We start from the raw sequence: 12,071 nt of genomic DNA, 5'->3' as shown, positions 1-12,071 counted from the left end.
GCTGGACGCGGCGGCCTGTCGGGCGATCGACACCGTCCGCGGCGTCTATTGCCCGGGCGTCCGCTTGCGCGAGAATGCCTCGAGTCGCGCCTCGGGGCTGAGGGCCGCCATGCGCGCCGTCCACTCGGGGGTGAAGACCCCCGAGGACTCGGCCTCGACGACCGGGACGACCGCGTGGGTGACGGTGTCGTCCCAGATGTGCACGAGGTGGAACGACCGGCCGGCGTCCATCCCGTTCACCGCGTCGGCGGGGCGTGCGAGGTCCATCGTGTAGCACGAGGCCGCGGCGACGCTGACCGGCACCCCCGCGAACGTGCCCGAGGTGGAGTAGTGCAGGTGCCCGGCGAGGATCGCCCGCACATCGCTTCCGGCGATCGCTTCAGCGAGTCCCTTCTGGTCGCGCAGCTCGAGGATGTCGAAGAACGGGATGTGCGTGGGCAGCGGCGGATGATGCAGCGCGAGGATCGTGCCCAGGGGCGCCGGCTGGGCGAGTTCGTCGTGCAGCCACGCGAGCTGAGCGGCGTCGAGATCGCCGTGGTGCCACCCGGGCACCGTCGAATCCAACGCGATCAGGCGCAGCCCGCCGAGGTCGTGCACGCTCGTGACGGGCTCCTCGGTGGCGGGGGCGTCGAGCAGATGCGCGCGCAGGGCGGGCCGCTCGTCGTGGTTGCCGGCGACCCAGACCACCGGGGCGCCCAGCCGGGCGGCCCAGGGTTCGACCGCATCGCGCAGGGCGCGGTAGGCCTCGGGCTCGCCGAGGTCGGTCAGATCGCCGGTGAAGACCACGGCATCCGGCCGCACACCGGTCGCCTCGGCCGCGTCGAGCGTGCGCCGCAGGTGCACCGCGGTGTCGAAGCGGTCGCCGAGCAGCCGATCGCCGGCGAGCAGGTGCGTGTCGCTGAGGTGGAGGATCACGCGCGCCGCCGGGGCGTGCTGACCGAACTGCACGGATGCCATGACCTCAGCCTACGAGGGGGGTCCGACACCGCGGCCCTGCGGCGGTGTCACCCGGTCGCCGTGGCACGCCCTCCTCCGCGCCCGCGCGCTGCACGCGCACTAGCGTGGAACGGTGACCGACCTCGACTCGCAGCCCACCCCACCCGTCGCCGCACGCCGCCCCGTCGCCCGCACGCATCACGGCGACACGTTCCACGACCCGTACGAGTGGCTCCGCGCCAAAGAGGATCCCGACGTCCTGGCGCACCTCGAGGCCGAGAACGCCCACACCGCCGCGCGCACGGCGCACCTCGCGGGCCTGCGCGACACGCTCTTCGGCGAGATCAAGGGCCGCACCCTCGAGACCGACCTGTCCGTTCCCGCGCGTCGCGGCGACTGGTGGTACTACGGCCGGACGGTCGCCGGCCACCAGTACGGCATCCAGTGCCGGGCACCGCTGGACTCCCCCGACGACTGGACGCCGCCCACCCTCTCGCCCGACCGGCCGGTCCCCGGAGAGCAGGTGCTGTTCGACGGCAACGTCGAGGCGGAGGGCAGCGAGTTCTTCTCGCTCGGCAGCTTCGAGATCTCGAACGACGGCACCCGGATGCTCTACGGCATCGACACCGCCGGCGACGAGCGCTACACCGTCCGTGTGCGGGACCTCACGACCGGCGAGACGCTCCCCGACGTCATCGAGGGCACGTTCTCGGGGGCGACCTTCTCGCCCGACGGAGGCTCGATCGTCTACACCACCGTCGATGACGCCTGGCGTCCCGACACCGTGTGGCTGCACGAGATCGGCACCGCCACCGACGCCGACGTGAAACTCTTCCACGAGCCCGACGACCGGTTCTGGATCGGAGCCGACTTCACGCGCAGCGACCGCTACCTCGTGATCGAGATGGGCTCGTCCATCACGAGCGAGGAATGGCTGCTCGACGCCGACGACCTGCGCGGCGAACCCCGTGTGGTCTGGCCCCGCCGCGAGGGGGTGGAGTATTCGTCGTCGCACGCCGTCGTCGACGGCGAGGACGTGCTCTACATCCTGCACAACGACGGCGCCCTCGACTTCGAACTCGTGAGGGTCTCGGCATCCGACCCCCAGGGGCCCCGCGAGACGGTGATCGCGCACCGCACCGGCCAGCGCCTGCTCGGCGTCGACACGTTCCGCGACTGGGGCGTCGTCGGATACCGCCGCGAGGGGCTCGCGCGTCTGGGCATGCTGACGTACCACGACGGCACGGTCGACGAGATCGCGTTCGACGAGCCGCTCTACAGCGTGGGCACCAGCGGCAATCCCGAGTGGGCGCCACCCGTGCTGCGGCTGGGATACGGGTCGTTCGTCACCCCGGGCACCGTCTACGACTACGTGGTCGACACCGGCGAACTTCTGCTGCGCAAGCGCCAACCCGTCCTCGGTGGCTTCGACCCGGCCGACTACGGCCAGGAACGCGTGTGGGCGATCGCCGACGACGGCACCCGCGTACCGGTCTCGCTGGTGTGGAAGCGCTCGTTCGGCGAACCCGGCACCGCCCCCCGCCCGGTGCACCTGTACGGCTACGGCTCGTACGAGCACTCGATCGAGCCCGGCTTCTCGGTGCCGCGCCTGTCGCTGCTGGATCGCGGCGTGGTCTTCGCCGTCGCGCACGTGCGCGGCGGCGGCGAGATGGGACGGCAGTGGTACGAGGACGGCAAGCTGCTGGCCAAGCGCAACACGTTCACCGACTTCGTCGCCGCCGCCCGCCACCTCGTGGATGCCGGATACACGACCCCCGATCGCATCGTCGCCGAGGGCGGCAGCGCCGGCGGTCTGCTGATGGGCGCGGTGGCCAATCTCGCCCCCGAGCTGTTCGCCGGCATCCTGGCCGACGTCCCCTTCGTCGACGCCCTCACCACCATCCTCGACCCGTCGCTCCCTCTGACGGTCATCGAATGGGACGAGTGGGGCGACCCCCTGCACGGCGCCGACGTGTACGCCTACATGAAGTCGTACTCGCCGTACGAGAACGTGCGCGAGGGCGAGCGGTACCCCCGCATCCTCGCCGTCACCTCGCTGAATGACACCCGCGTGCTCTACGTCGAACCCGCCAAGTGGGTCGCGCGGCTGCGCGAGGTCGGCGCGGACGCGATGCTCAAGTGCGAGATGGTCGCCGGTCACGGCGGCGTGAGCGGTCGGTACAACGCGTGGCGCGAACGCGCGTTCGAGCTGGCGTGGCTGCTCGACGTGCTCGGCCTCACCGACTGAGCCGCGCCTCCCGGACGCCCCGTCGCTTCGCGCGGCGGGGCGTTCGGGGTGCGGGGGGTATGGGCCTGTGAGGTGCGACGTGTGCCGCCTGGCCGGCCCGCGACGAGTGCCGCCAGGTCGGCCCGCGACGAGTGCCGTCTGGCCGGCCCGCGACGAGTGCCGCCCGGTCGGCCCGCGACGAGAACAGGACAAGACACGAAAGCAGGCGGGATCGGCCTGATTCTCCCTGTTGTCGTCGCATCCCCTGTTCTCGTGACGGCCGGGGTCTCGTCCGCGGTTCCTCCCCGGGCCCTGGATGCGCAGGGTCATCCCCCCTTCGTCGCGCTTCGGCCGCCGCGGGCGGCCCGGTCGAGCCATTCTCGAGCGATGACGACACCGCTCATCGATTGGTTGACGCAACGCGGCGGCGTCGCGCACACGTCCACCGCGGCTGCCGGAGGCTTCGGGCCCCGAGTGATCGCGGCGGCCGTGGCCGCGCAGCAAGTCGAACGCATCCGGCGGTCGTGGATCGTCACGCCGGACTGCCCCTCGAGCCGTAAGCGAGCGGCATCCGTCGGCGGCCGGGCGACCTGCGTCAGCGCCGCCCGGACTATCGGGCTGTGGACGCCGACGCACGAGGACGACCACGTGTGGGTCCCCGGTTCGGCATCGCGTCTCGATCGAGCGGGAATGCACTTGCACCGCGCCACGGCACCCGTACCCATGACACGCACCGATCCCCTCGAGCCGACGATCAACGTGCTGTTCCACGTCGCCCGCTGCCTCTCCCCCGTCGACGCTCTCGCCGTCTGGGAATCCGCACTCCGAACGAGGAAAGTGGATGCCGACACCCTGGCGGCGGTGGCCTGGCGATCGGCCCGCGCCTCGAGGTTCGCCCGTGTCGCGACGTTCCTTTCCGACTCGGGCCTCGAGACCCACTTCCGCGAGCTCATGCGGGGAATCGGCATCAGCCCGCGGCAGCAGGTGTGGATCGACGGGCATCCGGATGCCGTGATCGGAGAACGGCTCGCTGTCCAGATCGACGGCTTCGCCCACCACAGCTCACCGGCTGATCGACGTCGTGACCTCCGCCAAGACGCCCGTCTGGTTCTGCGCGGTTATACGGTGCTCCGCTTCGACTACCTGCAGATCCTGTTCGAGCCGGAATACGTGATCGATACCGTGCGCCTCGCGATGGCGCAGGGGCGCCACCTCGCCACGACCAGGTGAAATGAGCCGGAGACCGGGTGCGGTCTTCGTCACGAGAACAGGGAATGTCACGGAAACAGGCATCGGTGGGCCGCGGCGCCCTGTTCTCGTCGCATCGCCTGTTCTCGTGACGGTCGGTCGACGCGCGAGAGCCGGCTCGCTCAGGGCCGCACCGCCGTCGCGGTCACCTCCCGCCACCCGGCACCCGCCACCCGCCAGGCAACCGGCATCCGACACCTGCCACCGGCCCCTGCCGCTCGGCACCCGGCACCCGGCACCCGCCAGGCAACCGGCACCCGCCACCGGCCCCTGCCACTCGGCATCCGGCACCCGCCACCGGCCCCTGCCACTCGGCACCCGGCACCCGCCAGGCAACCGGCACCCGCCACCGGCCCCTGCCACTCGGCATCCGGCACCCGCCACCAGCCACCAGCCACCAGCCACCAGCCACCAGAACAGGGGATGTCACCAGAACAGGACGAATGCGTCTCGCTCGCCCTGTTCTCGTCACGTCGGCCTGTTCTCGTGGCGCGCCCGCCCGGGCGCGGACCCCGCGCAGCGCCGGCCCGGCCCCGACTACGGCGCGGCTCCACACGGCCCACCTCGCCCCGCGCCCACCCGCGACGCGCGACGCCCCGCCCCACGCGCGGTGGGACGGGGCGTCGACGACCTGCGCCTCAGCCGAAGAGCGCAGCGGCCTCTTCGTAGCGGTACAGCGGAACGCTGTTGAGCTCACCCAGTGCGTCGGCGAAAGGCACCCGCACGATGTCGGTTCCGCGCATCGCGACCATCTGACCCCACGCGCCCTCGTTCAGCGCGTCCGCGGCGTGCAGACCCAGGCGGGTCGCGAGGACGCGGTCGAAGCCGGACGGCGATCCGCCCCGCTGGATGTGGCCCAGCACGGTGGCGCGCGTCTCGATGCCGGTCAGGCGCTCGATCTCGGGGGCGAGCTGCTCGCCGATTCCGCCCAGACGCGGACGATTGAAGGCGTCGAGACCCTTGTCGCTGAACGCCTCGTCCATTCCCGTGAGCTTGAAGCCCTCCGAAACGACGACCAGGGGCGCGCGGCCGCGGTCATGGGCCCGCGTGACCTGCTCGACGATCTCGTCGATCGACATCGGCACCTCGGGGATGCAGATGACATGGGCGCCGGCGGCGATGCCCGCGTGCAGCGCGATCCACCCCACGTGGCGGCCCATGACCTCGGCCACCATGCAGCGCTGGTGCGAATCGCCGGTGGTGCGGAGGCGGTCCATGGCATCCGTCGCGATGTTGACGGCCGTGTCGAACCCGAAGGAGTAATCCGTGGCGCGCAGATCGTTGTCGATGGTCTTGGGCACCCCGAGCACGTTGATGCCGTCGTTCGAGAGGCGGTCGGCGGCGGCGAGCGTTCCCTCGCCACCGATCGCGAGGATGCCGTCGATGCGGTGCCCGTACAGGGTCTTCGAGATGTTCTCGGCGCCGCCGCGAACACCCTCGTAGGGGTTGGTGCGGCTGGTGCCCAGGATCGTGCCGCCGACCTTGGACAGACCCTTCACCTCGTGACGGGTGAGCGGGAAGAAGTCGCCGTCGACGACCCCGCGCCAGCCGTCGCGGATGCCGACGAACTCGATGTCGTAGTTGGTCGTGCCCTTCAGCACGACGCCACGGATGACAGCGTTCAGGCCGGGGCAGTCGCCGCCGCTGGTCAGGATGCCGATCTTCATGGGCAGAGTCCTCGTGTGCTGTATGTCGGGTGAAAGGGGCGGCGCCGTTGCCGTCTTCGACCCTATCGCCGCGGGCGGGAACGGTGCGACACGGTGACGGGCACCGACACGGATGCCGTGCCCCCGGCGCCACGCACCGGCCCCGATCACCGCCATCGTGCGGACGTCAGCCGCGACACGCCGTCGGCCGAGTCCCCGGCCACGGCATGTCGTCGTCGGCATCCGCACGTGGGCGCGCGCGCCGGAAGACACGAACGCCCCGGCGCCGAGGACCCGCACGTGGGCGCGCGCGCCGGAAGACACGAACGCCCCGGCGCCGAGGATCCGCACGACGGCGCGCGCGCCGGAGCACACGAACGCCCCCGCGCCGAGCATCCGCACGACGGCGCGCGCGCCGGAGGACACGAACGCCCCGGCGCCGAGCATCCGCACGACGGCGCGGGCGCCCGAGCACACGAACGCCCCGGTGCCGAGGCGACCGGGGCGTTCGGGAGACGCGCGATCAGGCCGTGCCGAGCGCCTGACGCAGCAGGTGCATGAGCGCGGACAGCTGCACCGAATCGCTCGAGCCGGGCTCGATCGTCTGACCGTCGAGGGCGCGCTGGGCGAGTCCCTCTTTCGAGTCGATCAGCTCGGCGATCTTGGTGTCGATCGTGTGCGCGGCGATGATCCGCCAGGCGGTCACGGGCTCGCCCTGACCGATACGGTGCACGCGGTCGATGGCCTGCGTCTGCTCGGCGGCGGTCCACGACAGCTCGGCGAGCACGACGTTGGATGCGGCCTGCATGTTCAGGCCGACACCGGCGGCGGTCAGCGAGCACACCGCGATGCTCACGCCGGGGTCACCGTTGAACGCGTCGATCGCGGCCTGGCGAGCCGTCGAGGTCTGCTCACCGCGGACCGACACCACCGTCAGGCCGGACGCCTTGAAGTGCGCCTCGGCGGCATCCATGACGTCGATGTGCTTGGCGAAGAAGACGACCTTGCCCACCGAGCGCTGCAGTTGCACGGCGTAGTCCGCGGCGAGGTGCGCCTTGGCCTGACCGATGCGGCGGACCATCGTGAAGACGTTCTCGCTGCCCGATCCCGCAGCCTTGGCCTCTTCGAGCTCGCCGTGCGCGACCAGACGGACGATGTCGTCGTCGATCTCGCCCGGCGCCAGACCCCGGTCCCCGCGTGCCTCGATGACGCGACGGTACTTGGCGGCGAGGCGGGCGCCGAGCTCGCGTTCGGCCTGGCGGATCGAACGACCGAACTCGTCGTCGAGCTCCACCGGCAGATCGGCGACGAGCTTGTCGGGGAGGTCGGCGGCGACGTCCTTCTTCTTGCGCCGGACGATGCCCATCGAGATGACGGCCTCGCGCGCCTCGGGGTAGAACGCCTTGTCGGCGGGGGTCAGGCCCGTGGCATCCAGCTTCTGCATCAGCTCGGGACCCGGCTTCTCACCGTTGGTCCAGCCGAGGAAGCGCCAGATCGCGTCGAAGTCCTCGACGTCGTTGATCAGCGGCGTGCCGGTGAGCGCGAGCAGGAGCGGATCGCGCGTCTGCTGACGCACTCGGGATGCCAACGCCAGCACGTTCTGCGAACGCTGCGACGTGAGGTTCTTGATGAAGTGCGCTTCGTCGACGACGACGCCCTTGAGCCCGATCGACGACAGCCACGACAGGTGCCGGTCGAGGATCTCGTAGTTCACGATGAAGACGTCGGCGAAGGCGTCGATGTCGCTACCGCCGCCCGAGATGACCGTCGCCCGCCGCTGCGGGGTCCAGCGGTGCACCTCGCGCGCCCAGTTCATCTTCACGACGTTGGGGACGACCACCAGGAGCGGGTAGGCATCGGCGACGGACGCCGCGAGCACCGACTCCGCCGTCTTGCCCAGGCCCGGCTCGTCGGCGAGCAGGAACGAACGGTGCCCGGTGCGGACGGCTTCGAGGAAGCGCGACTGATGCGGCATGACCTCGAGTCCGCGCGGCGAGAGCCGGTCGAACTCGGGAACCGGCGGCAGGTCCATGCTCGCGGCGGACCCTCCGGCGCCGGTCTCGAACGCCTTGTACAGCGGTCCCATCAGCTCCCAGCCGTCGAGCCGGCGACGCGGGGCGTCGCCCGTGGCGCGCGGGGTGAGGTCGGGGGGCAGGAAGGGGTTCGCCATCTGACGCGCCTCGATCGAGGGCGGCACGACCTGCTTCTCGGCCAGGGCCGCGGGCACGACGGGGGCGATCTTGGGGGCGTTGTCGGTGATGATGAGCTCGTCCGCCGGCAGCTCGGCGCCGGATTCGAGCAGCCAGTCGCGACGCATGCGCCGGGCGACCGGCGAGGTGGCCGCATCGACCTCGAGCAGCTGGATCAGAGAGGTGTCGCGCGCGGCGGTCTTGGCGAGGATCGTCGCCACCCCGTCGAGGCGCTTGAGCAGATCCGCGCGAGCGGCATCGGTGATCTCGGTGTCGGCCTTCACCCGGGCGCGCTCTTCGCGCACGAGAAAGGCGATGACCTGGAATTTCACCCTGTTGGTGGGTCCGAGCTTGCCCCGCTGCGCCTTGGCCTCGACCTCGCGCACCTTGCGCGCGAGGATCGGGATGACGGGGGCTTCGTCGTCTCGTCGGGATGACGTGGTCTTTCTGCGCCGCTGGCTCGAGCTACGGGCGGCGGTTGCCGTGGTCGGCATGCTCCTCCTGAGCGTGTCGTCCGGAACGGGTCCGGGACGTCCCGGCCTGAGGCCGGTGGATCAGTGACCCCGGGGGACATCACCCGGCAGGCCGCCGGAGCGGCGGTGCCTGCGTCCCGGACGCGGGAACCGGAACGGTTCGCGAGCGGGCGGATGGCGGGATCTCCTCCATTCTAGCCGCTCCGCGGGCGCGTCATCCCCCCACGGTGGACAGAATGTCCTGCGTGTATCCCTCGGGGTTCTCGTTGATCCACGAGGTGGACACCCAGATGTCACCGGCGATGGCCTGCGTCTCCCCGCGCTCGTACGGGCGATCCTCGAGCGAGACACCGCGCTGCTCGATGCGACACGTGGTGACGCCGTCCGCGTCGTCGCATCCGAAGCCGGCGCCCGAGAGCGCATCACGGATGATCGCCGCCTGCCCGGGGTCGACGACCGAGACGTTCGTGGCAAGACCCCGGTCTCCGGGCCCGCCCCACGTGCAGCGCACGGTCGGAACGCTCTGCAACAGCTCGAGGAGGGGCGCCTGCGCCGTCGAGAGCAGCGTCACCTGGGGATCGTTCAGGGGCGCGATCTCGTTCTCGAGGGTCGTCCGCATCGCCTCGGAGTACACGCCGTCGCACGAGGCCGGCAGCGCCGTCGTGGGCGTCGCGCTGACCGTCGGGGTGGGAGTGGCCGAGGCGGTCGACGAGGGCGCTGCCGACGAGGACGCCGGACCGGACGTCGGCGCGGTGGACTCGGTCTCGGGGACGCACGCCGAAAGGAAGACGGCCAGGACGGCACCGACGACGCCGGCGATGCCGACGCGGACGAGGGGGGACATGGAACCTCCAGGGATCGCTTCGACCCTAACCCGCAGCCGGAGCCGACCCGAGGTCTCAGCCCGCGCGCCGCAGACGCAGGCTGTTGAGCACGACGAAGACGCTCGAGAACGCCATCGCCGCCCCCGCGAGCATCGGGTTGAGCAGGCCGAGCGCCGCGAGGGGCAGGGCCGCCACGTTGTAGGCGAACGCCCAGAACAGGTTGCCGCGGATGACGCGCATCGTGCGACGGCTGAGGGCGACGGCGGTCACGATTCCGCGCGGGTCGTCGCGCATGAGCGCCACGTCGCTCGCGTGCAGCGCGGCATCCGTCCCCCCTCCCATCGCGATACCGAGGTCGGACGACGCCAGGGCGGCGGCGTCGTTCACGCCGTCACCGACCATCGCGACGGTGCGCCCCTCGGCGCGGAGGGCGGCGATCGCGTCGACCTTGCCCTCGGGCAGAACCCCCGCGCGGACCTTCTCGATGCCGAGTTCGGCGGCGACGGCGTGCGCGACGTGAGGGTTGTCGCCGGTGAGCAGCACGGGTTCGAGTCCCATGCCGCGCAGTTGCGCCACCGCGGCGGCGCTCTGCGTCCGCACCGTGTCGGCGATCTCGATGACGACGCGCGCCGATTGCGCCCCCGCGGCGTCGGCCCACCCGGCCACGACGACCGTGCCCCGTCGCTCGCCCTCCTCGACCGCGGCGAGAAGGGCCGGGGGAATGGGAGCGCCGAGATCGGCTGCGAGCGCGGGGCGACCGGCGAACACGCGCACGCCGTCGACGGCGCCGATGACCCCGCGACCGGGCAGGGCCTGCAGATCGCGGGCGACCGGTCCGTCGCCGGCGGCCGCGACGATGGCCCGTGCGAGGGGGTGCTCCGACCCGCGTTCGACCGCGGCCACGCGGCGGAGCGCCTCGGTGGCGTCCTGGGCCGGCGCGGGAGTGACCCTCGTGACGCTCATGCGTCCCGCGGTGAGGGTCCCGGTCTTGTCGAGCACGATCGTGTCGATGCGCTCGGCGGATTCGAGGGCGGCCGGTCCGGTGACCAGGATGCCGAGCTGCGCGGCGCGACCGGTCCCGACCAGGATCGCGATGGGCGTGGCGAGTCCGAGCGCGCACGGGCAGGCGATGATCAGCACCGCCACGGCGGCGGTGAACCCGGCGGCGGCCGGCTGCCCGGCGACGAGCCACGCGACGAGGGTGAGCGCCGCGAGCACGATCACCGCGGGGACGAAGACCCCCGAGATCCGGTCGGCCAGGCGCTGGACGCGGCTCTTGCCGAGCTGGGCGTCCTCGACCAGGCGCGCGATGCGCGCGAGACGGGTCTGCTCCCCCACACCGGTGGCGCGCACGACGAGGCGTCCCCCCGAGGCGATCGTGCCGCCTGTCACGCGCGAACCCGGCGCGACGTCGACCGGCAGGGATTCCCCGGTGAGCATGCTCTCGTCGATCGAGGCCCGTCCCTCCACGATTTCACCATCGGTGGCGACGGTCGCTCCCGGGCGCACGACGAACTCGTCGCCGACGACGAGGCGGTCGATGTCGATGCGGCGTCCGTCGGCGAGTTCCGCCTCGCGCGCGCCCAGGTCGAGCAATGCCCTCAGCGCGGCTCCGGCGCGTCGCGTGGAGCGCTGCTCGATCACGCGGCCGAGCAGCAGGAAGACGGTGACGGCCGCGGCGACCTCGAAGTACACGGCGGAGGTGGCGTCGTGGACGGGGCCGAGGAGCATGACCTCGTGACGGATGCCGATCCGCCCGGCCGAGCCGAACAGCAGGGCCCACACGCTCCACACGTACGCGGCGAACGTACCGAGGGTGATGAGCGTGTCCATGGTCGCGGCGCCGTGCCGGGCGTTGCGCAACGTCGCCCGGTGGAAGGGCCAGCCGCCCCACAGCACGATCGGGGTCGCGAGGGCGAGCGAGACCCACTGCCAGCCGGGGAACTGCAGAGCCGGGATCATGCCGAGGGCGATGACCGGGACCGCGAGGGCGAGCGAGACCCACAGGCGCACGCGCAGGGGCGTCGCCCCGGGGACGTCGGCGGTGACGTGGACGGCCGCGCCGGGCGCGGAGGCATCCTCTGCCGCATGCGCGGAGGGAATGGCGGCGACCGGGCCCGTCGCGCCCCCGGGCTGGACGCCGCGACCGGTGGCGGCATCGATCCCGCCTCCCGGGGCGGGGACCACCACGGGCCGGGGGCGCTCGACCGCCGCCCGCGAGCGCACCCGTGCGTCGTATCCGGCCGCACGCACGGCGTCGACGAGCGCCGCCGTGTCGAGATCGGCCGGGTAGCGCACCCGCGCGGTCTCGGTCGCGAGGTTGACCGCCGCGTCGACCCCTTCGACGCGCCGCAGCTTCTTCTCGACGCGCGCGACGCAGCTCGCGCAGGTCATGCCCTCGATGTCGAGGACCGCCTCAGCGGTGTTCTCCGCCCCGATCCCTTCGGCCACGGTGTCTCCTTCGCTCATACCACCCTCAATACGATACCCCCAGGGGGTATTTCCGGGGCGGGGGATCCTTGTCGACC

General features: G+C 71.8%; 7 protein-coding genes. 2 read left to right on the top strand and 5 right to left on the bottom strand.

All coding sequences use genetic code 11. The features are described 5' to 3' along the window. Positions 1 to 45: 45 nt before the first annotated feature. Positions 46 to 957, bottom strand: a complete 912-nt coding sequence (locus ACIPVB_RS07275) for a phosphodiesterase (protein WP_400367849.1) — start codon at positions 955 to 957, stop codon at positions 46 to 48. A 112-nt stretch (positions 958 to 1,069) separates the two neighbouring features. On the opposite strand from ACIPVB_RS07275, the gene ACIPVB_RS07270 reads away from it, so the two are divergent. Both ACIPVB_RS07270 and ACIPVB_RS07265 read left to right on the top strand, forming a co-directional pair. Further along, complete coding sequence (locus ACIPVB_RS07270; protein ID WP_400367848.1) at positions 1,070 to 3,184, top strand: S9 family peptidase; 2,115 nt, start codon at positions 1,070 to 1,072, stop codon at positions 3,182 to 3,184. A 366-nt stretch (positions 3,185 to 3,550) separates the two neighbouring features. Then, a complete protein-coding gene (locus ACIPVB_RS07265; protein WP_400367847.1) occupies positions 3,551 to 4,393 on the top strand; it encodes an endonuclease domain-containing protein in 843 nt (280 codons plus the stop codon). A 656-nt stretch (positions 4,394 to 5,049) separates the two neighbouring features. Here ACIPVB_RS07265 and ACIPVB_RS07260 read toward each other — a convergent pair. The 4 genes from ACIPVB_RS07260 to ACIPVB_RS07245 all read right to left on the bottom strand — a co-directional run bounded on the left by ACIPVB_RS07260 (position 5,050) and on the right by ACIPVB_RS07245 (position 12,012). Continuing rightward, the gene (locus tag ACIPVB_RS07260; RefSeq protein ID WP_400367846.1) at positions 5,050 to 6,078 is read right to left on the bottom strand and encodes a 6-phosphofructokinase; all 1,029 of its coding nucleotides are present in this window, start codon (positions 6,076 to 6,078) and stop codon (positions 5,050 to 5,052) included. A 502-nt stretch (positions 6,079 to 6,580) separates the two neighbouring features. Beyond that, positions 6,581 to 8,740 (bottom strand): DEAD/DEAH box helicase, encoded by a 2,160-nt coding sequence (locus ACIPVB_RS07255; protein ID WP_400367845.1) that lies wholly within the window; start codon positions 8,738 to 8,740, stop codon positions 6,581 to 6,583. Positions 8,741 to 8,933: 193 nt separating this feature from the next. Further along, positions 8,934 to 9,563, bottom strand: a complete 630-nt coding sequence (locus ACIPVB_RS07250; protein ID WP_400367844.1) for a hypothetical protein — start codon at positions 9,561 to 9,563, stop codon at positions 8,934 to 8,936. A 55-nt stretch (positions 9,564 to 9,618) separates the two neighbouring features. Next, positions 9,619 to 12,012, bottom strand: a complete 2,394-nt coding sequence (locus tag ACIPVB_RS07245; protein ID WP_400367843.1) for a heavy metal translocating P-type ATPase — start codon at positions 12,010 to 12,012, stop codon at positions 9,619 to 9,621. Positions 12,013 to 12,071 lie beyond the last annotated feature (59 nt).

This window comes from Microbacterium sp. NPDC090007 (assembly GCF_044748345.1).
Lineage (GTDB): Bacteria > Actinomycetota > Actinomycetes > Actinomycetales > Microbacteriaceae > Microbacterium.
Note: the sequence above shows the minus strand (reverse complement) of the source record. Positions and strands in the feature narration are given on the sequence as shown.